Source organism: Microbacterium sp. SA39 (assembly GCF_000967865.1).
Taxonomy (GTDB): domain Bacteria; phylum Actinomycetota; class Actinomycetes; order Actinomycetales; family Microbacteriaceae; genus Microbacterium.
Genome location: NZ_JXRU01000038.1, coordinates 296,407 through 322,000 on the forward strand (window position 1 = coordinate 296,407; position 25,594 = coordinate 322,000).

A 25,594-nucleotide genomic window follows, 5' to 3' on the forward strand; every position below is an offset into this window, starting at 1 on the left:
GGCGGTCAGTCCTCGCCGGTCGTGCGCCGGGCGGCCTCCGCCACCGCATCGAGCGTGGCATCGCCGAGACGCGGACGCTCGACGAAGACGTTCTCCTCGCCGAGGATCTCGCGCACCCCTGTCGCGGAGAGCTGTGCCGACACCCGTGGTCCGACCCCGGCGACCATGAGCGTCGCGCCGGCGGCACGCAGCTCCTTCGCATACGTGCGCAGCATGGTCAGGAAGGTCACACCGAGTTCATCCGTCCCGCGCAGGCGCACGATCACGAAGGCGTCCGACGCATCGGCATCCGGCGTCGGCAGCTGCTGACGGAACGAGTCCGCGGATGCGAAGAACAGGCTGCCGTACGGGGTGAGGATCACCGTTTCGCCCGCCCCCAACCGCGCGGGCGGCGCGGTCTCCCACGGCAGACCGCCGCCCGGCTCGAACACCCAGCGCTTCACGCGCACACGATTCGACTGACGCGCGATGTGCAGGATCACCGCGAGACCGACGCCGGTGAGCACCGCGTACTGCAGCGGGATGATCAGGGTGAGGGCGAAGGTCACGAGGAAGACCGCGATCTGCACCGAACCGGTCTTCAGCACCATCACGATCTGCTCCGGTTTGAACGTGCGCACGCCGATGATGATCAGAAGTCCTGCCAACGCGGGCATCGCGATGTAGCCGATGAGAGGCGCGAAGAGCAGCACGATCAGCACCATCACTATCCCCGCGATGAGGTTCGCGGAAGCGCTCCGCGCCCCTGCGGCCCGTGACAGCGCGGTCGCCGACATCGAGCCGCCCACCGGCATGCCCTGCAGCAGACCCGTGGCGATGTTCGCGATCCCCTGACCGCGGAAGTCGGCGGAGGCGTTCGGATACCTCCCGTCGGGGTTGGGGATCGATCCTGAGATCGCCGCTCCCTGGACCAGGCCGACCAGAGCGAGAGAGAGCGCGGGGACGAGCAGCGCCAGAATCAGCGAGAAATCCGGCAGCGACAGCTGCGGAATGCTCCGCTCGACCTCGGCGACATCCGAGATCGTGCTCACCGAGCCCTCCGGCAGCAGAAGCACCAGGCACGAGCCGACGACGATGCCCACCACCATCGAGAGCGCGCCGATCCTCGTCCTCTCCAGTACCAGGATCAGCAGCACCGTCACCGCGCCGACCAGGACCGAGAGCCAGCTCACCTGCCCGAGATGCAACAGCGTGTCCACCGCCCGGGTGAGGCGGTTACCCGAGGCGCTCGCGAACCCGGTCAGGTTCTCCAACTGGCTCAGCACGATGTTGACCGCGACCGCGTTGACGAAGCCGATGAGCACCGCCGCGGGTATGAACCGGACCAGACGGCCGAGTCCGGCGAGGCCCAGCGCGAGCATGGCGATGCCCGCCATGATCGTCATGGTGGCCATCGCCCCGGCGGCCTGCGGCCCGCGGATCTCGGGCACATCCGCGACGATCACGGCCATCGCCCCGGTGGCCTGCACCGTCATGAAGACCGAGCCGGTCGCGACCGCTCCGAACAGCGTCCCGACGATGTAGGCGTTGAGGCCGTACAGAGGGTTGACCCCTGCGAGCAGACCGGCCGCGAGTCCGTCCGGCACGCTTTCGACGCCGAGGACGATGCCCGCCCTCAGGTCTTTGACGATCGTCCTCCGCGATCCGAACCGGCGGCGGTACCGCAGCCATCTCTCACGCACGGGGTCACTCCGGAGTCGAGCGGGCGAGGGCATCCGTCCGTGCGTCGACAGGCTCCGAGTCCGGCGCACCGCCCTCGATCGGCTCTTCGTCCGCCGCCGAAAGAGCGGTCGGAGCCGGCCGGCGCAGCAGCTCGATCAGGAGAAGAAGGATCAGCAGCCCCACGGTGACCCCCGTGACCGACGCGAACGACACCGGACGAGTGGCCATCAGAATCAGCACCGCGATGACGATGCCTACGATCAGGATCGGCCCGCGAAATCTGTCGACCGCCAGACCGAAACGCCCGGTCGTCAGTCCCCGGCGCTCCCCCGCCTCCCTGAGCGACGTGAATCCGCTCCGGAGAACACCGCGCACCGCGACGGCGGGCCGGCTCGCGCCGGCGAACCAGGCCCAGACCGCGACGATGACGCCGACCAGAGCCAACGCGACGATGGTCGAGCTGAGGAACGCGGTGAGCTGATCGAACATCGACTCCGCCGCGGCGGCGGTCATCACCGAGGGACTGACCGCACGGACGAAGAAGCCCTGCCCGACGCCCATGCCGGCGGCCAGGAGGAGGAAGACGGCGGCGAAGCCGACGCTCGTCCACAGCAGCGCACGCAGTCGGTTCCGCGCGAGCAGCACTCCGCCGATCAGCATCGCCAGAGCAACCCACGGCAGCCAGAATCCCGCGGCGACGGCGACGTTGTAGACGGTGCGTACGAGCGCCAGGGCGTCCGCCTGCGCGATCGGGATGGACCTGTAGATCTCCGGGATGAGGTCGGCGAACCCGATGCCCCGCTCGAGCATCTCCGCCTTCACCCTTTCGACGACGACCCCGAGGTCGATCGACAGCACCCCGTCATCCGCGAGTTGCAGCGCGGTGTCGGGGTTGTTCTGGATGATCGCCACCGCGCGCTCATGCGTGAAGCGCAGCGATTGCGCCCAGATATCGGCGAACTGCTCCGACGCGACGAGATCGTGCACGACGCCGTCGACCAGGGAGACCAGTCCGGTCGCGGCCGGCGCCTGCAGCAGCGTGAGGGCGGAATCCGCACGCGGGGGCAGGTCGAGCGACCGGAGGCCGTCGAACACCTCGCCGACGACGGCCGTCAGGTCGACCTGCTCCTCGATGGCGACGACCACCTGGTCGGCGACGAAGTCCTGCACGTCCGGGTCCTCGGCGAGAGGTGCGAACGTGGCGACGAACCGATCGGCGTCGACGAGCTGCAGCCGCGCCCAGGTCCCCATGGCGGCGATCGGCGCGATCAGCAGCGCCAGGACCAAGAGGATCCCGGCGACGACGCTCCTCCCTGAGCGCCGCCGCCGCGGCGTCTTGAGGTTCTCGTTCTCCTGCTCGAGCAGAAGGACCCGCGCCCGCAGGTCGTCCAGTTCACCCATGCGCTCTTCTCCTCGGATCGGTTGTCGTGGCGTCGTTCAGGCGAAGGCGTCGTTCAGCCGAACGATGCGAGGCCCTTGCCGATGACCACCACGCCCAGGACCAGCAGCAGAACCGTCATGATGACGGCGTTCTCGGCCTGCAACCAGTCGCGCAGCCTGTCCAGGGGTGCGCGGAGCTTCTCGGCTGCGAAGAGGAACCCCACGACGGGTACCAGCACCGTCGACCCGGCCAGGACCGTGAAGACGCCGATCAGCAGCGCGACCTCTCCGGCCGCGAGCCCTGCCGCACCGAGCGTCATCCCAGCGCTCGCTCCGAGCAGCAGGTTCTTCGGGTTCGGTCCGGAGAGCAGCAGCCCCAGCCCGAGAGCCGCGACGAACGACATCCCGTCGATCTGCTGCATCCACTTCGGCATGGCGGGGGTCGCCCCGTCGCGCGGCCGACCCCGCCACTGTTTCAGGGCCAGAAGCAGCAGCAGCGCGCCGAGCACGAGCTGCACCACCCCGAGTATCGGCTTCGCGGTGTCGTCCGACTCGTCCGGCAGCACCGACGACAACAGCGTGAAGACCGTCGCCACGACCGCGATGCCGAGGAGCCACCCGAGCAGGAAGCCGACACCGGTCGATCGCGCCCGCGGCGACATCAGCATCAGGATGCCCGCGATGATCGGTATCGGGCTGATGGCGATGCCGAGTGCCAACGGCAGCAGCTGCCCGATCACCGGTCCCACGTCTACGCCTCCGTCTTCGGCACAGCGATGCTCCTAGCTCAGCAGCTTCTGTTTGGCCGCAGCGAACTCCGCCTCGGACAGCACGCCGGAGTCCTTGAGCGCGGCGAGCTGCTGCAGCTTCGCGATCAGATCGTCCCCTACCGCCGGACTCGCCGGTGCAGGGGCCGTGGGCGCGTACTGCGCCGCCGCGTTCTGCGCGGCGGCATCGATCTGCGCCTGCTGCTGGGCGGCCTCGTACTGCTGCTGCTCGTAGAGGCCCTGCGACTTCTGCTCCTGGCTGCGGGTCATGGCGCCGTGCACGGCGCCGGCTGTCCCAGCCACCACCGCCGTCCTGGCGGCGAGTCCGATCAAGCCCGGTCGGCCGAATCTCCTGAATGGCATGTCATTCACCTTCCTGATCGAGGATGTCCATCATGGCGTTCACGACGGGGGCGGGTACGCGCTCGCTGCGGAGCACCTGTCCGCCCGCCGCGGCGAGGTTCTGCGCGAGGGTCCGCGCATAAGTGAGCTCGAGGACGACGATCGCAGCGGATTGCCCCGGCGGGATCACGCTGGCGAGTTCCTCGACGTCCTCCTCGCCGGCGAGACCGGATGCGAGCGGCTCGAAATCGTTCAGTCCGAGCGCTCCGTCGTACCCTTCGAGTTCGAGAACCTCGACCACGCCGTCGGCCGACTTCGCGACGACGACGAAGTCGAGAAGGCGGACCACCCCGCTCTCTATGAGGTCGGTCAGCGCGCGGAATGTCGACGGATCCGGTCGCGCTCCTTCGAACCCGACGAGGTAGAACTCGGCGGGCCCGAAACGGAAGTCATTCATGGAGTTGCCCTTTCTCTCGGTGGGAGGGTGGTCCGCTCGGCTGGGGTCGCAGCGCGCTCAGCTCTTCGACCGCGGATCGGTTGGTGGCGAAGACCGGCTGGTCGCCGAGGACGCCGAGCCTCTCCAGTCGTTCCCGCGCCTCCGGGCGGAGCCGACTGAAAGCCAATCCGACGCCCTGAGCATCGAGCCAGTCGACGAGGCCGGCGAACGACTCGGCGGCCGTGACGTCGGCATCCGTGATGGCCTCCATGTCGATCACGACGTGGCGCACGGTGCCGCGGCCGGGGCCGGTGACCGCGCCGCGCACCGCTTGGGCGAAGATGTTGCCGTTCGCGAAGAACAGGGGCGCCGCCATTCGTACCACGACGATGCCCGGTGCGGTCACGGACCCTGCCGGCGCTCGGCCGAGCAGCGAGTCGGCAGGATTGTCATCGCTCGCCAGGACATCGATGGCCGGCGCGGATGCGCGCTTCGCGAGGTTGATCAGTGCGAGCACGAAGGCGACCAGGATGCCGGGGATCGATCCGACGAGCAGGGTCACCAGGAAGCAGACCGCACCGATGGCGAACTCGAACCGGTCGACCCGCCACAGCATCCCGAACTCGCGGAAGCCGAGGAGTGGAAGGATCGCGACGCCGACGATGGCGCCGATGGCCGGCGAAGGGATCCCCGCGAGCAGTTCCGTTCCGAACAGCAGGAGCAGCAGGGTGCCCACAGCCAGGACGAGCGACGGCAGCTGAGTACGGGACCCGGCCTGGTCCATCGCCGCGGTGCGGCTGGTCGACGAGCCCACGGCGAAACTGCCCTGCGCCCCCGCTGCGATGTTCGCGACGCCGAAGGCGAGCAGGTCGCGGTTCGGCTCGGTGCTGTAATGATTCTTCTCTCCGTAGGAGCGCGAGACGAGCAGCCCTTCCGCGGTGGTGACGAGGGTGAGGGCCATGGCCGAAGGGACCAAGAGCAGCCAGGTCTGCCACTCGAGCATCGGCCACGTGAAGGACGGCGCCCCCGCCGGCACCTCGCCGAGCACCGCCACGCCCTTCGCTTGCAGCCCGGCAGTCACGACCACCACGGTCGCGACCACCATCACCACGAGCGCCCACGGGACCATGACGAGGAATCGCTTGCCGAGCAGCAGCACGAGGACGGATGCCGCGGAGATGACGATCGACCACACCCCGGCTGTCCCGAGTCCGCTGAGGAGATCGCTCACCTTCTCGATGAACTCGCCGCCGGAGTCGATCTTGACTCCGAGCATCTTGGCGATCTGGGAGACGAGGATGTCGAGGGCGAGGCCGCCGACGAACCCGATCAGGATCGGCTTGGAGAGGAAGTTCGCGAGGAAACCGAGCTTGAAGACGGCGAGGAGCACGAACATGACACCGCAGATGATGGCCTGCGCGAGCGCCATCGTCGCGTAGTCCTCGGAGCCGGCCGCGGCCAGTCCCCCGATCGATGAGGCGACGAGAGCGGCGGCCGCGGCATCCGGTGAGGCGACCAGCTGGCGTGACGACACGACGAGCGCGTACACGATCGTCGGGATCACCAGTGCGTAGAGTCCTGCCGTCGCGGGCAGACCGGCGATCTGCGCGTAGCCGATGTTGAGCGGGATGGCGATCGCGAGGAGAGTGACCCCGGCGAGCAGTTCGCGCACGAGGTTCTTGCGCGTCACCCCGACCAGTGGTCTCTGCACCTCGTCACCTCCGTGCCGTCGCCACCGGGCCGGGCGATGTGTCCTCATGCTCGCATCGCGACTCTGGCGGTGATCTCCCCGCTCACCCCAACGGGGTGAGCGCATCTCATTCCCCCGGATTCTGCGTCCGCTGATTCTGTCGCGGGACCCACACCTGCCGGATGATGATCAGGATCGACGCCGTTATCGGGATGGCGACCAGTGCTCCGAGCAGTCCCATGAGCGTGGCGCCGACCATGGCCCCGATGATGACGAGGACACCGGGGACGGACGCTGCGCGTCCCATGATCCGCGGGGTGACGACGTACGGCTCGACCTGGATGTAGACCAGATACGCGATCGCGAACACCACCGCGGCGATCGGGCTGACGAACACCGTCGCCACCGTACCGACGATGAGGAACACGAGCGACCCGATCATCGGCACGAGCGTGATGAAGAACGCGACGATCGCCAGGACCGCGGGCACCGTCGAGCCGACAGCCAGTTGGAGCACGAGGACGACGAGCGCGTTGATCAGCGACAGTGTGACTCCTCCGGCCACCACTCCCCCGACCGACCCGGTGATCTCGTCGAGCAGCCGGGTGAAAGTCTCACGCCGGTACCGCGGGACGAGGCTCGCGAGTGCACTCTTGATGCTCTGCAGAGACGAGACGAAGTACAGGGTGAGCACGACGACCATGACGAAGCTCGAGACCGCGCCGATCACTCCGAAGCCGACCCGGAGGACCCCGCCCGAGATGGCGAGGAACGACGAGAGCGTGGTCAGCGAGTGGATGCCGTCCGCGACGACGGCCGAGAGGTCCACGCCCAGCGTCTCCTCCAGTGAGTGGTACCAGTCGCTCTGCTGCATCGCCTCGATGGTCTCGGGCGCCGCATCGATCGCCGCGACGACCTGACGAACGGTCGCCGGCACGACCACCCGGCGATCGTCGCCGCGAGGGCGAGGGCGAGGGTCACCCCGAGCGCAACGCTGAACCCGGAGAGCAGGGGTCGCGCCGGGAGCACGCGCTGCAGCGGCCAGCGATGCGGAGGATCGACCTCGCTCACGCTCTGGCGGGGTCTCGATGCTTTCACACCGTGAACGCTAGGACCGGCCGCTCGTACGATGCGGGAGCTGCTCGCCCGTTAGGGGTGAGCGGGCCGCACGCGCGCCGACGGTCGCTGTCATCATCACGGCAGGCAGTAACTCTATGAAAGGGGTCCGAATGTCCATATGGGAAAGCTTCTGGGACATCATCTGGTGGTTCTTCTGGGTCTTCGTGTTCGTCTCGTACCTGATGGTGCTCTTCAACATCGTCGCGGACCTGTTCCGAGACCACGCCATGAACGGGTGGGTGAAGGCGATCTGGATCATCTTCCTGATCTTCGTGCCCTTCCTCACGGCGCTCGTCTACCTCATCGCGCGCGGCGGGGGCATGGCCGAGCGGAACGCCTCGGTCTACCGCGAGCAGCAGCACGCGGCCGATTCCTACATCCGCAGCGTCGCAGGCTCCAGTCCGACCGATGAGATCGAGAAGGCCGCGAAGCTCCGCGACGCCGGAACGATCACGGAAGAGGAATTCGCCGGTATCAAGGCACTGGCCCTGCGCTGAGCATCCGAGGGCTGAGGTGACAGACATGACGCAGCAGGAACTCGGCGATGTGGAATTCGTCGTCATAGAGCTGCAGCATGACCGCCTCAGCCCTCGCGTGCTCGAAGCCCTGCTGCGGCAGGTGGAGATCGGGGCGCTGCGCCTGCTCGACTTCCTGATCGTGAGGCGGGTCTCGGCGGACGACTACCACCTGACCGAGGTCGACGGCGATGAGTTCGTTCTCGCCGGACTGGAGCTGCGCACCCCCGGCCTCGTCTCGGAGGACGATGCGCGGCATTTCCTGCCCGAACTTCCCGTCGGCACGCTCGCGGCCGTCATCCTCGTGGAACCCACCTGGGGCGAGCGGCTGTCCCGTGACCTTTCGCCCCGCGGAGACAGAGTGCTCGCGACCCAGCCGATACCGGCGGTCATCGCGAACGCCGTTCTCGACGCGGTACGACGCCAGGGCTGACGCGGCGGGATCTCACACCGTCGTGTGCACGGCCTCCCGACGCGACGAGACGCCCAGCTTCCGGTAGATCGACCGCTGATGGGTCTTCACCGTGTTGATCGACACATTCAGCTCCAGCGCGATCTCCGGCAGAGTGCGAGCCGTCTGCAGCTGCTGGAAGACATCGCGCTCCCGATCCGAGAGCGTCCCTACCGGTGAACCGGTGGCTTCCAACGCCAAGCAGCTGCCGATGAAGTCCTGGAACTGAGTGCCGAAATGCACATGCTCGCCGAGGAGTTTGCGCACGGCGGTCTCGCGCGGGCCGAACAGGAGCCGGATGTCCTCGCTCGACGCGACCGCGATTCCGGCCTCGCACAGCTCGTGCGCCTCCTCGTGGTGTCCGCCGTGGCGACGCATCACGGCCGCGGTGATCAGGGTCGCGGACTTCACGTAGGAGATCTCCCCGAACGCACGCAGCGATCGCAGCATCTCCAGCGCCGCCGCGTGGTCACCGGCCCGGCGGAGCACGCCGGCGAGTGCGACGTTCACGATCGGCAGATCCGGTCGGTGCAGGTATTTCCTCGCGATCCGCATGGCGCGCTCTTGCCGTCCGACGGCGTCTTCGAGCAGAGCGACGGATGATTCGCGCAAGGCCGACCAGGACACGCCGTGGGTTACTTCGAGCGGGATGTCCTGGATGCCGATCGCTGCTCGCCGGCAGGCCGCCAGATCGCCGGTCTCTGCCGCGGAGTAGGCGATCATCATGCGGGCGATGCTCGGGAAGGAGCGGTCCGAGCTTCCGTTGGTGACGATCGTGCCGAACTCGCGGATGGCCTGTTCGAGACCGCCCGACCAGTAGGAGACGAATCCCGCCGCCGCCACGGCGCTTCCGCCTGCGTACGTGCTCCAGGGCAGGCTGATGTCGTCCGAGCGGTGCACCTCCCCCAGAGATTCACGGGCTTCCGACAGCCGCCCCGCCCAGGTCTGCCCGAAGGCGAGGTGACCGAGCGAGCGTTTCTCCAGCGCTCGATCGCCCGATCCGCGCGCCTCGCGCGCGGCGGACGAGAAGTACTCCAAAGGCAGCGCCGGGTCCCCGCTGTGCCGGATCTCGGTCCAGCCGAGGAGGTAGTGGAGAGCCGCGCGATCGCCCAGAGCCGTGGAATCGTGATCGCGGAGCATCTGGCGCACGCTCGCGCTCGCGGCTGCCACGTCGTCGCGCTCGTCGGCCACGAACAGTCGGGCGATGTGCAGCACGTCGGATTCGGCGGCATCCGTGTCTCCGGCGGCCATGCTCTCGGCCCGGCGGAACAGCTCCTGCGCCACCCGGTGGCTTCCGAGAACATCGGTCGCGCACGCACGGACGAGCAGGATCTGTGCGTCCTCGGGGTCATGGCGCAGGATGTCGGTGGCGGCACGCTCCACCTCGGCGGCCTCGGCGCCGACGACGAGGCCGACCCAGTGGCGGAGCAGCGCGTCTCGCGCCCCCGCGGTGTCTCCTCCGCCGAGTGAGTGGGAGATCGCGGCGATCGGGTCACTGGCATCCAGAAAGGCGGCGGCCCGTCGATGGGCGCCGGCCGCGCGCTCGCCGTCCGTCGCCGCGATCTCCGCGCACCGGCGGGCGAAGGCAGCGTGCCAGCGGTACACGGGGCCGCCGGGGCGATCGAAGCTGTCGAGGAAGAGCCCCATGCGCACGCAGGTTCGCAGCAGTTCGGCGGCATCCGGGCGCTCGGTGACCGCCACCGCGAGTTCGGGAGTGAGTTCGGCACAGATGCTCGCGTCGAGGACGAAATCGGCGATCTCCGGCGACAGGGCGTCCAGCACGTACTCTCGCACATAGTTCCCCAGGAAGCTGCCTGCGCTCACGGCCTCCCCATCGGGGCGCGCCCCTCCGATCATCATCAGACGGACGGCGATCGGCCATCCTTTCGTCTCCTCGAAGATCGTCTCCGCGGCGAGACCGCTCGGGTCGCCCGGGTGCAGCCGCTGCACTTCGGCCCGGGTGAAGCTCAGCGTCTCGGCGCCGATGAACGCCTCCGGGTGGATCAGTCGGTGACGGCTCAACGTGACCTCGAGCATGGTCGTCCCGATCAGCACGACGCGCAGGTTCTCCGGAGCCTGATCCGACAGGGCGCCGAGCAGGCCGCGATGCCAGTCCTCGCCGGCCCGCTGCGCATCATCGACCACGAGATGGACCGTGCCGCATTTCGCCTCGATGGCTGCGCAGATCTCCTCGTAGGCGTGCATCGGATCGTCGAGATCCCGAGAGAGCGCCAGAGGCTTGCCCGCCCGTTCCGCCCCCAGGAGCAGAGCATGCACGACGCCCTGCGTGAGACGTGAGGGATCCGAGTCGAAGCGGTTGAGGGCGAGCCAGGCGACATCGCCCTGGCCTGCCGCCCAGTCCGCGACCGCGGTCGTCTTCCCGAACCCGCTCGGTGCACTGACGATGGTGAGAGCGTTCGTCGCGGCCACATCTGCGATCGCGATGCTCAGACGATCCCGCCGAATCGCGCCGGCCTGCGGGGCCGGCGGGTGGAAGCGCACCGCAGGGCCCGGTCGTGACGACCGCATGGGGGGAGCCATGCGCTCAACATATGGGAGCGATCACACCGCCTCAAGGGGGTCTTTCGTCTATACCCCGGGCTTGAAGGTTTTATCGCGTTTCAAGGCATCTGCAGTACGGATGAAGAGGATGATCCAGGTGAATACAACGACGCCCGCGACGAGCTCGACAGCTGTGAGCGTGTAGTACCCGACGGCGAAGAACACGGCCAGAAGCACGATCACCGCGACGAAGACATAGCCGAGCAGAAGGAACGTCCGCGACATCCCCGGAATCCATCGGTGCATCGCGAAGACGAGCACGGCGAAGGCGACCGTCATCCCTGATGCCACCGCGGTGTGCAGCGCGAAGAACTGGTCGACGGGGAAGACGCCGACCAGTCCCAGGAAGATGCCGACGATGACGAGGCAGGTCCGCACCGCGGTCACGCCATGCGGGTGCGACGTCGGGACGCCTTTCGCCGCATAGCGCGCCAGCGTCGTCACGAGGATGCCGGCCACGATCAACGTGAGGTTGAAGGTCTTCGCGGACAGGTCGTTCGTCATGCCGAGCGCGCTCAGGTTGTCCTTCCACCACAGCGGATCACTGGCTGTCAGCATGCTCGCGAGGACCCCGAAGACGAGGAACACGGCGAGCACCGTCGCCAGCAGCTGCAGGTCGAGATGCGTCGCCGAGTAGTACACGACGTACGCCGTCAGCGCGGCGGCCGCCCCCGACAGCAGAAGAACCGGAATCGGGAAGACGACCGCGCCGACGAGGCCGCGCTCCATGATCGACGCGACGAGAGTCCACCCGAGGAGGGCGATCATGGCGTGCGCGAAGGCGAAGGCGCCGATGTCGATCACGTCGAGCGCGCCCAGTCGATGGGAGCGCGCGGGGTCTGCGACCACGATGCGGCCGAGGACGAAGACGATGATCGCCACGGACGCCGAGGCGATCGCGACGAACTGACCGAGGGAGTCAGGGCCGGAGATGGGCGCCGACTGCCAACGGAACACGGGCACGGCGATGAGGGCGACGAGCACGAACGCGAAGATCGAGATCTGCAGTCCGATGGCTTCGCGCGCCCTCTCCCGATTCTCTCCGTCGGAACGGGCCGAGGTCAGCAGGTCTCGCGGTGGTGAGGTCGTCGACATGACCTCATTGTGTGTTCTCCGGGCGCCGCCGGCCGTGCGCCTTCATCTGTTCCGGGCGAGGCGTCGCACCATCAGATCTTGATGGGGAACGTCACAAGAGTCAGGATCCCCGCGACGGCGATGACGCCACTGAGCACCACGAAGGTCAGGCGTCGCCAGACCGCCCGCTGATTCTGTGACAGCGCGGCGAAGAAGAGCACGAGTGCGAACAGAACCGTGAGCAGCGCATAGTCGTCGCCTCGCTGATTGTTGACGAGCGCCTGGTCGAACTTCGCATCGGCGCGTGCGTTCAGCTCCTCCGCCTCGAGCGTCCCGGGAGGGACGTATTCGTCCATCGCGAAGGGTCCCAGCGAAACGCGATCCTCGTCGTTCCAGGCGTCGAATGCGACGGCGAACTCGTCGGAGAAGCGCTCCTCGATGAAGCTCACGAGCTCGGCGTCTCCGTCGGCCTCTGCGAGAACCCACTGGGTGTAGATCGTCAGGTCGTACTGACGTGCGGCTTCCGACGTCGCCTTCGCCGATGCCGCCTGCACGCGCGCGCTGGAGGCCTGGCTGAAGGCGATCGACATCTCACCGCCCCACTTCGACGCCTCGAACCCGCACCAGGCGGTGACCACGGCGGTGATGGACAGGAGAACGACGGTGCTGATCTCGAGCGTCCTGTGTGTGCTCCGGGTCTTCGGATCAGGTCGATCTTCCATTCGGCAATCCTCGACGGAAGCCGTCGCTCTCGCACATGCCGGTCACCCGAGCCGGGTGACCGAGACCCCGGGGCTACTCTGGCCGGGTGACCCTCTCCCCCGCCCTGCGCGTGACGCTCACTCTCGCCGCCGCGACGATCGCCCTTGCGGGCGTCTTCTTCGCGCGCGAGGTGTTCGGGCCCGTCGCGCTCGCCATCGTCATCGTGATCATCTGCGAGCCGCTGCGCAGCCCGCTCGACCGGCGCGGGTGGCCGAGGTGGGCCGGCACGACGGCCGTCATCCTTCTCGCCTACCTGATCCTGCTGGCCATGGGCGCCCTGCTCTGGCTCGCCGGTACCCAGTTCGTCCGGCTGATCGGCGATCTCTCGTCCGAGGGCGGACTGACGCGCTCGGCCGACGAGGTCGTCGCCTGGCTCCAGTCGCTCGGGCTCGACGAGGAGGCATCGGATGCCGCAGCCTCCGTGCTCGATCCCGACACGCTGCTCGGCGTGGCCCGCAGCATCGGGGGCACGGTGATCAGCGTCGCGACGGCACTCTTCTTCGTATGCGCCTACATCATCTTCATGGCCGTCGATGCTGCCCGATACCGCCAGGCCTCCGAGCTGTTCGGGGCGACGAAGGGAGCGGTCCTCGCGCGCATCTCCCGCCTTAACTCCGGCATCCGCCGGTACTACGTGGTGAACGCCGCGTTCGGCGCCGTCGTGGCGATCATCGACGGGCTCGCACTGTGGTGGATGGGCATACCGGTCCCGATCGTCTGGGCGATTCTCGCCTTCGTCACGAACTTCGTCCCGAACATCGGCTTCGTCCTCGGCCTCGTGCCGCCGGCGATCCTCGCCTTCGTCGTCGGAGATTGGCCGCTGCTCCTCGGCGTGATCGCGGTGTACTGCGTCGTCAACGTGGTCCTGCAGGTGCTCGTGCAACCGAAGTTCGTCAGTGACGCGGTCGACCTCAGCCTCACGCTGAGCTTCTTCTCGGTCATCTTCTGGACCTTCATCATCGGCCCGCTCGGGGCGATCCTGTCCATCCCGCTCACGCTGCTCGTGCGGGCCCTGGTGCTGGAAGGCGACCCCGGCACCATCTGGCTGCGGTGGCTCTCCGGCGACCGCTCGGCGGTGCCTCCGGACTCGAGACGTGGGGCCCCGCGTCGGATTGAATTGTGCACAACTGAATTGGGTGACATACTCGTCGGATGCCGGTGACCGATGAGATGGTGTGCTTCTCGCTCTACTCCGCTGCCCGCGCCACGACGCAGGCGTATCGCACGCTGCTCGCCCCCTGGGGTCTGACCTACCCGCAGTACCTCGTGCTCGCGATCCTCTGGCATGAGGGCGATCAGACGATCGGCTCGCTGGGCGACGCGATGCAGCTCGACTCGGGCACGCTGTCGCCGCTCGTCCGTCGGCTCGAACAGGCCGGTCACGTCACGCGCGCACGAAGCGCCGAGGACGAGCGCGTGGTCACCGTGAACCTGACCGAGGCCGGGCAGGCGCTGCGGACCGAGCTCGCGTCCGTCCCCGCGCAGGTCGCAGGGTTCTCCGGCATCCGCGACGACGCCCACCGGCGCCGACTGATCGCCGAGCTGCACGAGCTCACCGCCCTGCTGCAGGACGCGACGTCCCAGACCACCCGCACCAGCTGATCCCCCCGACGGAAGGAAGAACCGCACCCATGGAAGCTCTCTACACCGCAGAGGCCCTCGCCACCGGAGCCGGACGAGACGGACACGTCGCCACGAGCGACCGTCGCGTCGAGTTCGACCTCGCGATCCCTAAGGAGATGGGCGGCAGCGGCGACGGCGCGAACCCGGAGCAGCTGTTCGCCGCCGGATACGCGGCCTGCTTCCACTCCGCGCTGCAGAGCGTCGCCCGCACGCAGAAGATGCGCATCGCCGACTCGTCCGTCGGCGCGCGCGTGCAGATCGGCCCGAACGGCCAGGGCGGCTTCGGCCTCGCGGTCGAGCTCGAGGTCGTGATCCCCGAGCTCCCGCACGACCAGGCGCAGGCCCTCGCGGATGCGGCGCACCAGGTGTGCCCGTACTCGAACGCGACCCGCGGCAACATCGACGTCACCATCACCGTCTCCGACGACTGACCAGAGAGGCAGACACATCATGCGCGCACTCATCCACTCCACGTTCGGCTCCCCCGAAGAGGTCCTGCAGGTCGAAGACCGCCCCGTTCCCGAGCCCGGTCCCGGACAGGTGCGCCTGCGCATCGTCCTCTCCCCCATCCACAACCACGACCTGTGGACCGTCCGCGGCACCTATGGCTTCAAGCCCGAGCTGCCCGCGGCCTCCGGCACCGAGGCGCTCGGCACGGTGGACGCGCTCGGTGAGGGAGTCGACCATCTCACCGTCGGCCAGCGCGTCGCCACCGGGGGCACCTTCGGCGCCTGGTCCGAGTACATCGTCGCGGACGCCGCCGGACTCATCCCAGTACCCGAATCCCTTCCCGAAGAGAGCGCGGCGCAGCTGGTCTCGATGCCGTTCAGCACGATGACCCTGCTGCAGTTCCTCGAGGTGCAGGAGGGCGACTGGATCGTGCAGAACGCGGCGAACGGCGCAGTGGGACGGATGCTGGCGCAGCTCGGTGCCGCGCGCGGAGTCAACGTGCTCGGCCTCGTGCGCCGCACCGCCGGCGTCGACGAGCTCCGCGCGCAGGGCATCGAGAACGCCGTCGCCACTGACCAGGACGACTGGGAGGAGCAGGCCGCCGCGATCACCGGCGGAGCGCCGATCCTCGCGGGCGTCGACTCGGTCGGCGGTGCTTCCGCCGGGCAGGTGCTGTCGCTGCTCGCCGAGAACGGCACTCTCGTCGCGTTCGGCGCGATGGATTCACCCACCATGGAGATCGCGTCGTCCGACGTCATCTTCAAGCAGGCCACGGTCAAGGGTTTCTGGGGCAGCAAGGTCATCCCCGCCCTCGACCCCGACGTGCGGAAAGCGCTCTTCGGCGAGCTGTTCCAGCGCCTGACCGACGGCACTCTGACCCTCCCGGTCTCCGGGGTCTTCGACGCGGCCGACATCGCCGACGCCGTGCGCGCGAGCGGCACGCCGGGGCGCGTGGGCAAGGTGCTGCTGCGGTTCTGAGAGCCGCCAGGGAGGGCCGCCCGAGTCGGGCGGCCCTCCTGCGGCTTCAGTTCAGCTGATCGACCTCGGCGATCAGATCGAGTCGCTCCAGAATCGTCACTCCCGCGCCCTCCATCGCCGTGAGCGCGTAGGCGACGACGAACATGAGGACCAGGCCGAAGAAGACGATGCCCGCCAAGGGGCGTCGGTGGGTGATCGTGACGACGAGCGCCGCGACCGCGCCGATGATCGCGATCGTCTGCCCCGCGACCGTCGCGAAGGCCATCCGCAGGGCGGACTCCGCCGTCAGCGGCCCGTAGCTGTTGAGGGCGACGTTGAGCGCGAGCGGCACGACCCAGAGGCTGACGATCAGGATCAGGCGTCGACGTGCCCACCAGGGCACTCCTCCCCTGCGGATCTGCGGCTCCGTCGACGTCGCGATGCTCATCCCGTCACCCTAGTGAAGTCCGCGTCGAATCGACGACGACTCAGACGTCGAGCTCTGCGAGGGCGGCGAGCGGTATCCCGATCCACGTCGGTCGGTTGCGCTTCTCGTAGACGGCCTCGTACACGGCCTTGTCTGCGACGTACGCGTCGAGCAGCAGCCGACGCTCGTGCTCCGTCGGCGCGGACCCCTCACCTTCGGCCGCATCGATCGCCGCCGTGTAGGCCTCGAGGAACCGGGCGCGCGCTCGCTGCGACCATTCCTTGCCGCGAGCTTCGCGCAGGTGCTCGTCGTCGTCCGCCACGTCACCGGGATTCACCCGCGACAGCCGCACGACCCCCGGAACGTAGTCGAACGATCGCAGCATCCCTGCGACATCGCGCCAAGGCGAATCAGGGAGCGAACGCTCCGCGAACGGGCGGCCCGGCTCTCCCTCGAAGTCCACGATCCGCCAGCCGTGCGACGTGCGCAGGGTCTGCCCGAGATGGAGATCTCCGTGCACGCGCTGCACGTCGAGACCGTCGAGCTCTGCCACGGCGGAATACAGCGCCCGCAACCGGGCGGACTGCCACTCGAGTTCAGGAACCACCCCGAGGGCGTGATCGAGCCGGGCGTTCAGCGCGCGAGAAAGTGCGCCTGTCGCGTCCGAACCACGCGTCTCCGCGGGGAATCGCTCACGCAGCGTCGCATGCACCTGAGCGAGCGCCTCGCCGAGGCGCGCCGCTTCGCCGGCGAAGTCACCGCCGGAATCCTCGACGCTCTGCGTCGGATCGGCCAGGAGCGTGCGCACGCTGCCGGCGGCCAGTTCGAACCCATCCGAGGCGGTACGCAGGAACTCCTGCAGCATCGCGAGCTGCATCACCTCGCCGTCGACCTCGATCTCGAGCCAGCCGTAGAGCGCGGCGACGCTCTCCACCGCGCCGCGCGTGAGCTCCGCGTGGATCTCGATGTCCGGGTTCACGCCGGGACTCACCTTGCGGAAGATCTTCATGATCGCGGTGTCGTCGAAGCGCACCGACGAGTTCGATTGCTCGCCGGAGAGCGGCGAGCCCCGCAGAGCCGGGTCGAGCGGCTCGCCGCCGGGCACGCGCCGGAAACGCAGTCCGTCGATGAGAGCTTCGCCATTCTCCTCGGCGTCCACGAATGCCCGCAGCCACAGCGCCATGGCGTACCGGTCATGCACCGCATCGAACAGATACCGGGTGCCGCCATCGTGCTCCAGCGCCGTGACGAACGCATGCCCGATCTGCTCGATGTACTCGCCGTAGCTCGACAGCGGAACCTGGTAGTCCTCGGTGCCGCCTTCGGCATCCGAGTACTCGACGGTGACGAGGTGGATGACGGTCGAATCCGGGTTCGGGTGCTCTCCGCGAAGCTCGGCGAGTGCACGGATCCGGGACACCCGGAAGGGGCGCCCCTTCCCGGCGAACCAGCGTGTGCGTCCGAAGTAGTCCTCGAGGACCTCGGGAGTGATCTCGGTCACAGCATCCTCATCTCGTCCGCGTCCTCGGCCGGTTCCTGCAGTTGGAACCAGAAGAACCCGTGGCCTCCGAGCGTCAGCAGGTACGGCAGCTCGCCGATGCGCGGGAACGGCACGCCGCCGACGAGCTCGACCGGCACGAGCCCTTCGAAGCGTCGCAGATCCAATTCGACCGGCTGCGGGAACTGCGAGAGGTTGTTGACGCACATGATGACGTCGACGGAGCCGTCGTCGTTGGTGTGCTCGCGCGAGTAGGAGAGCACCGCGGGGTTGGATCCGCCGAGGTCGTTGAAGCTGCCCAGCCCGAAGGCGGGGTGCTTACGGCGCGCGTGGATCATCTCGCGCGTCCAGTGCAGGAGCGACGAGCGGTCCTCCTGCTGCGCCTCGACGTTGACCGCGAGATACCCGTAGACCGGGTCCTGCACGAGGGGGCGTGTCAGCTTCCCCGGATTCGCCTTCGAGAAACCGGCGTTGCGGTCGGAGCTCCACTGCATCGGCGTGCGAACACCGTCGCGGTCACCGAGCCAGATGTTGTCGCCCATCCCGATCTCGTCGCCGTAGTACAGCACGGGCGAGCCCGGCAGCGACAGGAGCAGCGCCGTGAACAGCTCGATGCGATCGATGTCGTTGTCGAGGAGCGGGGCGAGACGGCGACGGATTCCGATGTTCGCCTTCATCCGCGGGTCCTGCGCGTACTCGCTCCACATGTAGTCGCGATCCTCGTCCGTCACCATCTCGAGCGTGAGCTCGTCGTGGTTGCGCAGAAAGATCCCCCACTGGCAGCCCGAAGGGATCGGCGGCGTCTCGGCGAGGATCTCCGTGATGGGATAGCGGGACTCCCGCCGCACCGCCATGAAGATCCGCGGCATGACCGGGAAGTGGAAGCACATGTGGCATTCGTCGCCGCCGACGGCCGGGTCGCCGAAGTAGTCGACCACGTCGGCGGGCCACTGGTTGGCCTCCGCGAGCAGCACACGACCCGGGTATTCCTGGTCGACGATGCGCCGGACCTTGCGGAGGAACTCGTGGGTCTCCGGCAGATTCTCGCCGTTGGTCCCGGGACGCTCGTACAGGTACGGCACCGCATCGAGCCGGAAACCGTCGAGTCCCATGTCGAGCCAGAAGCGCATGGCGTCGATCATCGCCTCGTGGACCTTCGGGTTGTCGAAGTTCAGGTCGGGCTGGTGCGAGAAGAACCGGTGCCAGAAGTACTGCTGACGCACGGGATCCCAGGTCCAGTTGCTGGGCTCGGTGTCGACGAAGATGATGCGTGCGTCCTCATAGAGCTCGTCGGTGTCGCTCCACACGTAGAAGTCGCCATACGGGCCCTCCGGGTCGGACCGGCTCGCCTGGAACCACGGATGCTCATCACTGGTGTGATTCATCACGAAGTCGACGATCACGCGGATGTCGCGCTCGTGCGCGGCATCCAGGAACTCCTGGAAGTCGGCTGTCGTTCCGAGATCGGACTGGATGCCGGTGTAGTCGGCGACGTCGTAGCCGCCGTCGCGCAACGGCGACGGGAAGAACGGGGGCAGCCACAGGCAGTCGACGCCGAGCCACTTCAGGTAGTCGAGTCGGTCGATCAGCCCTCGGAAGTCGCCGGAGCCGTCGCCGTCGCCGTCCTGGAACGAGCGCACGAGAACCTCGTAGAACACCGCGGTCTTGAACCATTCGGGCTCGGGGCTGCCAGGAGTGTCCGGGAACGGCTCCTGGGTGAGGATGGGAATGGACGCCGTGTGCGGAGCGGGCTCGGCAGCACTCGTCATGGGATCATCCGATACGGGTACATGGCTCCACCGTTTCATCGAGTTCCGCGAATCGCGTCTCCCTTGCGCTCGCGGGTGGTTCCGGTGTATCTGGGGACGGGGGTCTAGATCCTGCCTCTGACGGGTGTCCGTTCGACGGGATCCCCCGCATCCGGCATCGCCATCTCCGCCCGCACGCCGAGCAGGCGGATCTCCCGTTCCGGGTCCAGAGTCGCGCCGAGAGCGACGGCGGCGTCTATGACATCTCCGCGCACCTCCGTCGGCTCCGCAAGCTTGCGGCCGAACGTCTTCGTCTCGAAGGGCGCGTACCTCACCTTGAGATGTACGCGGATCACGGGGCGCCCTTCCGCGGCGCAGTCGTCGAACGCGTGACCGGCGAGATCGCGGATCGCGGACTCGACCTCGGCAGCGGTCGTCAGGTTCTGCTGATACGTCTCCTCCCTGCTGTGGCTGCGTGCCACCCAGGGCGTGTCATCCACGACGCTCGGCCCGAGGCCCGATCCCAGCCCGTGATACCAGACGCCCATCTTCGGGCCGAACTCCCCGACGAGCTCCTGCTGATCCGCATCGGCGAGCTCCCGCACGGTGGTGATGCCGTGCTCGGCGAGGCGCTTCTGCACCTTCGAGCCGACGCCCCACAGGTCGCGGGTCGGCTTTGCTCCCATCACCTCGAACCAGTTCTCCTCCGTCAGCCGGAATGTGCCGCGAGGCTTCCCGAACTCGGTCGCGATCTTGGCACGGACCTTGTTGTCGCCGATACCGACCGAGCAGTGCAGCCCGGTCGCCTCCAGGACGGCCGCCTGCGCCTCTCGCGCCACCTGCTCCGGGTCGTCCGTGGTCACTCCGAGAAAGCACTCGTCCCAGCCGATCACTTCGAGCACGACACCGGGCAGCGCGCGGAGCGCACCCATGACCTCGGCCGACGCCGCGCCGTAGGCCTCCTGATCGACCGGGAGGAAGATGGCGTTCTCCGGCGCCCTGCGCGCCGCGATCTTCAGCGGCATCCCGGATCCGATGCCGTACTCGCGTGCCTCGTACGACGCCGTCGACACGACGGCGCGCTCCGTCGGGTCTCCGCGCCCGCCCACGATCACTGGTAGTCCGGCGAGCTCGGGGCGGCGCAGCACCTCGACCGCGGCGATGAACTGATCCATGTCGACATGCAGCACCCACTCGGCCATGCAAACGAGTGTGGCGGCTGGCGGACCGGATGTCACGCCGTTCAGCCGATCGCGATTCCGATCGCCGTGGCGATGACCGCGAGGAGCGGAAGAGTGCCCTGCATCGCTGCGGCGCGGAGCTTGCTGCGATCCGACAGCACCAGCACGAGAGCGGCGGCGACCATCATGCCGGTGCCGGCGAACACGAGCGTCAGGCCGACGGTGGCGGCGCCGACGATGACGACACCGATGCCGAGCAGCGTCGTCAGCGCCAGGAAGAGGTTGTAGAAGCCCTGGTTGAACGCCAGCTGCTTCATGGTCACGGCATCCGCCTCGCTCGCGACGCCGAAGATCTTCCTCGTCTCGGGCTCGGTCCACTTCAGCGACTCGAGCGCGAAGATGAAGACATGAAAGGCCGCAGCGGCTGCGGCGAGGACGAGACCGACGATGAGCATGGCTCGATTCTGGCAGAGCAGCGGACTCAGACGAGGAAGATCGGCAGCAGGCCGGGGTTGTGGGCATGCACGAGCACCGCGAAGACCACGGCGTCGAAGAGCAGGTGCACCGTGACGACGTACGCGAGCGAGTGCGTGCGCAGGAAGATGAACCCTTGCAGCAGCGCGAACGGGATCGTCAGCAGCGGTCCCCATTCGCGGTAGCCGAGCTCCCACAGGAACGAGACGAAGACGATCGCCTGCAGCAGGTTGGCGACGACATCCGGGAAGTGTCGGCGCAGCAGGGCGAACACGGTGCAGATGAAGAACAGCTCGTCCCAGATGCCGACGGCGCCGACCCCGACGAACAGGCGTGCGATGAGCTCGGGCGAGTCCACGACCGGCCAGTTCTGATAGACGCCGCTGGTGATGAAGTAGAACGGCAGGATCAGCCACCCCAGCACGAGCACGGCGACGAGCCAGCCCCACTGCAGCTTTCCCCAGCGCTTGTGCGTGCGCCACGGGAAGCTGATCGCTCGGTCGCGGTAGACGAACCGCGAGATCAGGTACGGCACCACGACCGCGCCCCCGAGGGCCAGCGTGAAGCGCAGCATCGCGAGGTTGTCGAGCTCTGCCGCCAGCGGGATGATGCTGACGATCAGCATGCCGACGGCGATCAGCGAGAGATCTCGCGTCAGCGAGGGGTCGGATGCCGTCACCCTCCCCCGCTCGATCAACCAGGCGACCCCGACGCCGAGCGCCAGCAGCAGCCAGCCGAGCCACGGGATCTGCACCACGAAGAACGTCGGCGCCGCAGCGCAGACGAGCAGCGCGGGCGCGATGCCAGCGCGAAGCGATGTCGGGCGAACCGCCTCGGTCACGCGCGCGCCTTGCGCCGGTAGACGAGATCGCGGATGTCCCGCCCCTTCGCGATGCCCTTGCGCTCGAATGCGGTCATCACCCGCCCGTCGAAGCGTTCCGCCCACTCCCCCTCGAACGCACGCTCGAACAGCGGCTCGGCATCCAGCACCTCGCGCATCTGCAGCGCGTAGTCCTCCCAGTCCGTGGCGAGCCGGAGCAGCCCGCCGTCGCGCAGAGCGCGCGCTGCGGTGTCACCGAAGCCCGCCCGCACGAGCCGGCGCTTGGTGTGCTTGTTCTTGTGCCACGGGTCGGGGAAGAAGATCCAGACCTCGCGGGCCGCGGCCTCCGGCAGGTACGAGGCCAGCACCTCGGGCGCATTCGCCTCCACGACGCGCAGATTGCGCGCACCTTCACGGTCGGCGTCGAGCATGGTGCGTGCCAGCCCCGCGCGGAAGACCTCGACGGCGAGGAAGTCGTCGGCGGGACGAGCGGATGCCGCAGCGACGATCGCGTGCCCCTGACCGGAGCCGATCTCGACGTACAGATCGGCGTCGCGACCGTACTCGGTCGTGAGATCGAGGCGCGCTTCCGGATGCACCGACGTCCAGGCCACATCGCGCGGCACGTCGAGCAGGTAGTGCGGGGCGAGGTCGGAGAAGGCGCGGTCCTGCGCCTCGGACATCCTGCCGCTCCGGCGCACGAAGGACACCGGTTCGTCACGGAAGGTGCGGGGTTCGGGCATCTCTCCAGGGTAGTCGGCGTCGACGCGCCGCTCAGGCCGCCGGAGCGGTCACGAAGTCGATGAGCTCCTCGACCCGTCCAAGCAGTGCGGGCTCGAGGTCGCGGTAGGTCGTGACCTTCGAGAGGATGTGCTGCCACGCGCGCCCGGTGTCGCCCTGCGTCTCGGACGGCCACCCGAGAGCGCGGCAGACCCCGGTCTTCCAATCGATGCCGCGAGGTATATCGGGCCACTTCGCGATGCCGAGAGCCCGCGGGGTCACGCACTGCCACACGTCGACGAAGGGGTGCCCGACGATGCGGAGATGGCGGCCGTGCGGGCCGCGCGCCACGGCATCAGCGATGCGCGACTCCTTCGATCCCGGCACGAGGTGGTCGACGAGCACGCCGTAGCGACGCGTCGCACTCGGCGGCTCCGCGGCGAGGAGGTCGTCGAGCAGGTCGACGCCCTGCAGGTATTCGACGACCACGCCCTCGACGCGCAGGTCCGCGCCCCAGACCTTCTCGACGAGCTCGGCGTCGTGCTTGCCCTCGACGAGGATGCGGCTGGGCAGAGCCGTGCGGGCACGCTGGTCGGCCACGACGAAGGATCCGGATGCCGTGCGCCGGGGTCCCTGCTCCTTGGCGGCGGGAACCGCGAGCCGAACCGGAGCGCCGTCGATGAGGAACCCGCCGCCGAGCGGGAACAGCCGTTTGCGCCCGAGACGGTCCTCGAGTTCGACGTTGCCGCCCTGCACCCGGGTGACGGCGCCGCAGAATCCGTCGTCGGCGACCTCCACAACGAGGTCGACCTCGGCGGCAACCTGCGGGATCTGCTTCACGCCGCGGGCGCGCCAGCCCGACGCCAGCACGTCCGATCCGTACCTGTCATCCATGCCTTCCAGCGTATGTGTCTCCGCTGATGGCGAACGGAGATCGGCCATCGGGTGCTGTCGCGTGTCGGCCTCTGTGCATAGACTCGTGACATGGGGCTCGGCTGCCGGTCGGAGGGAACAGCATGACGAAACGGTGGCTCACGCTGGCCGCGCTGACAGCGGCCGCTGTCGCAGGAGTGTTCTCGGCCTCCGCGGCCTCTGCCACCGATCCGGTCACCCTCGACTCGGGCTTCGTCACCGACGACGCCGGCGTGCTGAGCTCGAGTGAGGAGGATGCCGTCGAGGCGCGCCTGACGGAGTTGAGCGAGAACTCGAACGCCGACCTCTTCGTGGTCCTGGTCGACGACTTCTCCTCCCCCTCCGACAGCGCGCAGTGGGCCGACACCGTCGCCGAGGCGAACAACCTGGGTTCCGAGCAGTACCTGCTGGCGATCGCCGTGGAAGGCCGCAGCTTCTACATCTCCGCCGCACCCGACGGCCCACTGAGCGACGCCAAGCTCACCGACGTCGAAGACAAGATGATCCCCCTCGCCTCGCAGGACGACTGGGTCGGGGCGATCACGCTCGCAGCCGATGAGATCCAGGGCGACGGTGGTGCCGGAGCACTGAGGGTGGCACTGATCATCGGTGCGATCGTGGCCGTAGGCCTCCTCCTCTGGCTCGTCATCGCGCTCATCCGGCGCTCGAGGCGCAACGCCGAGATCCGCCGACGCGGGGCGATGCCCGAGAAGGCCGATCCGAACGATCCGTTCTCCACCCTGACCGACGAGCAGGTCGAGACGCAGGCGGGGGTCGCACTCGTACAGGCCGACGATGCGATCACGTCGAGCAGGGAAGAGCTGGGATTCGCGGTCGCCCAGTTCGGCGAAGGCGCCACCGCCGAGTTCACTCAGGCTGTCGACTCGGCGAAGGCGAAGATGGCCGAGGCGTTCGATCTGAAGCAGAAGCTCGACGACGAGGTCGAGGACACGATCCATGACCGACGGGCGTGGCATATCCGCATCATCCGGATCGCCGAAGAGATCGACGACATCCTCGACGAGAACACCGAGGCTTTCGACGCGCTGCGCCAGCTCGAGCAGAACGCGCCTCAGGAACTCGAGCGCGTCCGCGGCGAACGTGCGGCGCTGACCTCGCTCCTCGCCTCCGCGGCGCCCGCCCTGGAGACGCTGTCCGCCACCTATGACGCCGCGGCGCTGAGCACGGTCGCCGACAACCCGGCGCAGGCTCAGGAGCGCGCCGCTCTCGCCGACCGTTCGATCGATGCGGCAGCGCAGGCGATCGCCGCGGGGAGGACGGGCGAGGCGGCATTCGCGATCCGCACCGCCGAGCAGTCCGTGGCACAGGCCGCTCAGCTTGCTCGAGCCGTCTCGGAGCTGGGGCAGGAACTCGCGACGATCGAATCGCAGACGCAGGCGCTGATCACCGAACTGCAGGGCGACCTGGCCGCCGCACAGCAGCTCCCCGATGCCGGCGGCACGATCGCGGCAGCGGCATCCGCCACCGCTCAGCAGCTTCAGATGGCGCAGACGAGCCTCGACAGCCCGAACCGCAACCCGCGCGCGGCGCTCGAGACTCTGACCGTGGCCAACATGCAGATCGACGCCGCCCTCGCGCAGGGGCGAGAGACCGTGGAGCGCGCGCGTCGCGTGCAGCAGGTGCTCGACCAGACGCTCACCCAGGCGGCATCCGAGATCCGCGCCGCCCGCGAGTACATCGAGACCCGCCGCGGCACCGTCGGCTCGACCGCCCGCACGCGGCTCGCCGCGGCCGAAGCGAGCCTCACGCAGGCTCAGAACCTGCGCGTGACGGACGCCGAGGCCGCACTCGCCGAAGCCAACCGCTCGGTGGAACTCGTCCGGCAGGCGACGTACTCCGCGCAGTCGGACGTGCAGTCCTACAACAACCAGAACAGCTATCAGGACGACAGCTGGGGCGGGCTCTTCGGCGGTTCCGGCTCCTCGTCCGGCGGCTCCGGAATCGGCGGAGACATCCTCGGCGGCATCATCGGCGGCCTTCTCTCCGGTGGCGGGGGCGGGGGC

At 68.2% G+C, this 25,594-nt stretch carries 25 protein-coding genes; 7 read left to right on the plus strand and 18 right to left on the minus strand.

The features are described from left to right. Window positions 1–5: 5 nt before the first annotated feature. The 7 genes from RS85_RS16210 to RS85_RS16240 all read right to left on the minus strand — a co-directional run bounded on the left by RS85_RS16210 (window position 6) and on the right by RS85_RS16240 (window position 7,220). Window positions 6–1,682, minus strand: coding sequence for a SulP family inorganic anion transporter (locus tag RS85_RS16210; protein WP_160298642.1), 1,677 nt, complete (start codon window positions 1,680–1,682; stop codon window positions 6–8). Between the two features lie 4 nt (window positions 1,683–1,686). Then, on the minus strand, window positions 1,687–3,063 hold the full coding sequence (locus RS85_RS16215) for a hypothetical protein (protein WP_235282464.1): 1,377 nt from the start codon (window positions 3,061–3,063) through the stop codon (window positions 1,687–1,689). 53 nt (window positions 3,064–3,116) lie between these two features. Continuing rightward, the gene (locus RS85_RS16220) at window positions 3,117–3,791 is read right to left on the minus strand and encodes a GAP family protein (RefSeq protein WP_046014488.1); all 675 of its coding nucleotides are present in this window, start codon (window positions 3,789–3,791) and stop codon (window positions 3,117–3,119) included. A 33-nt stretch (window positions 3,792–3,824) separates the two neighbouring features. Beyond that, a complete protein-coding gene (locus RS85_RS16225) occupies window positions 3,825–4,172 on the minus strand; it encodes an SHOCT domain-containing protein (RefSeq protein ID WP_046014489.1) in 348 nt (115 codons plus the stop codon). A gap of 1 nt (window position 4,173) precedes the next feature. Then, window positions 4,174–4,608, minus strand: coding sequence for a DUF6325 family protein (locus RS85_RS16230; protein WP_046014490.1), 435 nt, complete (start codon window positions 4,606–4,608; stop codon window positions 4,174–4,176). Continuing rightward, window positions 4,601–6,298, minus strand: a complete 1,698-nt coding sequence (locus RS85_RS16235) for a SulP family inorganic anion transporter (RefSeq protein ID WP_046014491.1) — start codon at window positions 6,296–6,298, stop codon at window positions 4,601–4,603. Before RS85_RS16235 ends, RS85_RS16230 begins: the two co-directional genes overlap by 8 nt. Window positions 6,299–6,404: 106 nt before the next feature. After that, window positions 6,405–7,220: an AI-2E family transporter gene (locus RS85_RS16240; RefSeq protein ID WP_052703599.1), complete on the minus strand. Its 816-nt coding sequence runs from the start codon at window positions 7,218–7,220 to the stop codon at window positions 6,405–6,407. Between the two features lie 286 nt (window positions 7,221–7,506). Here RS85_RS16240 and RS85_RS16245 point away from each other — a divergent pair, with 286 nt between their 5' ends. Then, window positions 7,507–7,893, plus strand: a complete 387-nt coding sequence (locus RS85_RS16245) for an SHOCT domain-containing protein (RefSeq protein WP_046014492.1) — start codon at window positions 7,507–7,509, stop codon at window positions 7,891–7,893. A gap of 25 nt (window positions 7,894–7,918) precedes the next feature. Then, window positions 7,919–8,344, plus strand: a complete 426-nt coding sequence (locus RS85_RS16250; RefSeq protein ID WP_046014493.1) for a DUF6325 family protein — start codon at window positions 7,919–7,921, stop codon at window positions 8,342–8,344. 12 nt (window positions 8,345–8,356) lie between these two features. Here RS85_RS16250 and RS85_RS16255 read toward each other — a convergent pair whose 3' ends face one another. From RS85_RS16255 to RS85_RS16265, 3 genes are all read right to left on the minus strand, one after another. Further along, window positions 8,357–10,903: a LuxR C-terminal-related transcriptional regulator gene (locus RS85_RS16255; RefSeq protein ID WP_235282465.1), complete on the minus strand. Its 2,547-nt coding sequence runs from the start codon at window positions 10,901–10,903 to the stop codon at window positions 8,357–8,359. 48 nt (window positions 10,904–10,951) lie between these two features. Beyond that, complete coding sequence (locus RS85_RS16260; protein ID WP_052703600.1) at window positions 10,952–12,019, minus strand: DUF998 domain-containing protein; 1,068 nt, start codon at window positions 12,017–12,019, stop codon at window positions 10,952–10,954. A gap of 71 nt (window positions 12,020–12,090) precedes the next feature. Next, window positions 12,091–12,720 (minus strand): hypothetical protein, encoded by a 630-nt coding sequence (locus tag RS85_RS16265; RefSeq protein ID WP_046014494.1) that lies wholly within the window; start codon window positions 12,718–12,720, stop codon window positions 12,091–12,093. A gap of 86 nt (window positions 12,721–12,806) precedes the next feature. Between RS85_RS16265 and RS85_RS16270 the strand changes: the two genes are divergently transcribed. The 4 genes from RS85_RS16270 to RS85_RS16285 are packed head-to-tail and all read left to right on the plus strand — an operon-like array spanning window position 12,807 to window position 15,811. Next, on the plus strand, window positions 12,807–13,922 hold the full coding sequence (locus tag RS85_RS16270; RefSeq protein ID WP_046014495.1) for an AI-2E family transporter: 1,116 nt from the start codon (window positions 12,807–12,809) through the stop codon (window positions 13,920–13,922). Further along, on the plus strand, window positions 13,913–14,362 hold the full coding sequence (locus RS85_RS16275) for a MarR family winged helix-turn-helix transcriptional regulator (protein ID WP_052703601.1): 450 nt from the start codon (window positions 13,913–13,915) through the stop codon (window positions 14,360–14,362). Before RS85_RS16270 ends, RS85_RS16275 begins: the two co-directional genes overlap by 10 nt. 29 nt (window positions 14,363–14,391) lie before the next feature. Further along, complete coding sequence (locus RS85_RS16280; RefSeq protein WP_046014496.1) at window positions 14,392–14,814, plus strand: organic hydroperoxide resistance protein; 423 nt, start codon at window positions 14,392–14,394, stop codon at window positions 14,812–14,814. Between the two features lie 19 nt (window positions 14,815–14,833). Continuing rightward, complete coding sequence (locus RS85_RS16285; protein ID WP_046014497.1) at window positions 14,834–15,811, plus strand: zinc-binding dehydrogenase; 978 nt, start codon at window positions 14,834–14,836, stop codon at window positions 15,809–15,811. Between the two features lie 46 nt (window positions 15,812–15,857). On the opposite strand, the gene RS85_RS16290 is transcribed toward RS85_RS16285, so the two are convergent. The 8 genes from RS85_RS16290 to RS85_RS16325 form a co-directional block, all read right to left on the minus strand. Next, window positions 15,858–16,238 carry a hypothetical protein gene (locus RS85_RS16290; RefSeq protein ID WP_046014498.1) on the minus strand — a complete coding sequence of 127 codons (381 nt, stop codon included), beginning with the start codon at window positions 16,236–16,238 and terminating at the stop codon, window positions 15,858–15,860. Window positions 16,239–16,278: 40 nt separating this feature from the next. Further along, window positions 16,279–17,718: a maltokinase N-terminal cap-like domain-containing protein gene (locus tag RS85_RS16295; protein ID WP_046014499.1), complete on the minus strand. Its 1,440-nt coding sequence runs from the start codon at window positions 17,716–17,718 to the stop codon at window positions 16,279–16,281. Next, a complete protein-coding gene (gene treS, locus RS85_RS16300; RefSeq protein WP_082087667.1) occupies window positions 17,715–19,484 on the minus strand; it encodes a maltose alpha-D-glucosyltransferase in 1,770 nt (589 codons plus the stop codon). Before treS ends, RS85_RS16295 begins: the two co-directional genes overlap by 4 nt. A 104-nt stretch (window positions 19,485–19,588) precedes the next feature. Then, window positions 19,589–20,665, minus strand: coding sequence for a DNA polymerase IV (locus tag RS85_RS16305; RefSeq protein ID WP_046014500.1), 1,077 nt, complete (start codon window positions 20,663–20,665; stop codon window positions 19,589–19,591). Window positions 20,666–20,706: 41 nt separating this feature from the next. Then, window positions 20,707–21,099, minus strand: a complete 393-nt coding sequence (locus tag RS85_RS16310) for a DUF1304 domain-containing protein (protein ID WP_046014501.1) — start codon at window positions 21,097–21,099, stop codon at window positions 20,707–20,709. Between the two features lie 26 nt (window positions 21,100–21,125). After that, complete coding sequence (locus RS85_RS16315; RefSeq protein ID WP_046014502.1) at window positions 21,126–21,959, minus strand: CPBP family intramembrane glutamic endopeptidase; 834 nt, start codon at window positions 21,957–21,959, stop codon at window positions 21,126–21,128. Next, a complete protein-coding gene (gene trmB, locus RS85_RS16320; RefSeq protein ID WP_046014503.1) occupies window positions 21,956–22,681 on the minus strand; it encodes a tRNA (guanosine(46)-N7)-methyltransferase TrmB in 726 nt (241 codons plus the stop codon). Before trmB ends, RS85_RS16315 begins: the two co-directional genes overlap by 4 nt. A 31-nt stretch (window positions 22,682–22,712) precedes the next feature. Continuing rightward, window positions 22,713–23,552: a DUF3097 domain-containing protein gene (locus RS85_RS16325; protein ID WP_046014504.1), complete on the minus strand. Its 840-nt coding sequence runs from the start codon at window positions 23,550–23,552 to the stop codon at window positions 22,713–22,715. Between the two features lie 122 nt (window positions 23,553–23,674). On the opposite strand from RS85_RS16325, the gene RS85_RS16330 reads away from it, so the two are divergent. Further along, a partial coding sequence (locus RS85_RS16330) for a TPM domain-containing protein (protein WP_046014505.1) occupies window positions 23,675–25,594 on the plus strand: 1,920 nt, incomplete at its 3' end.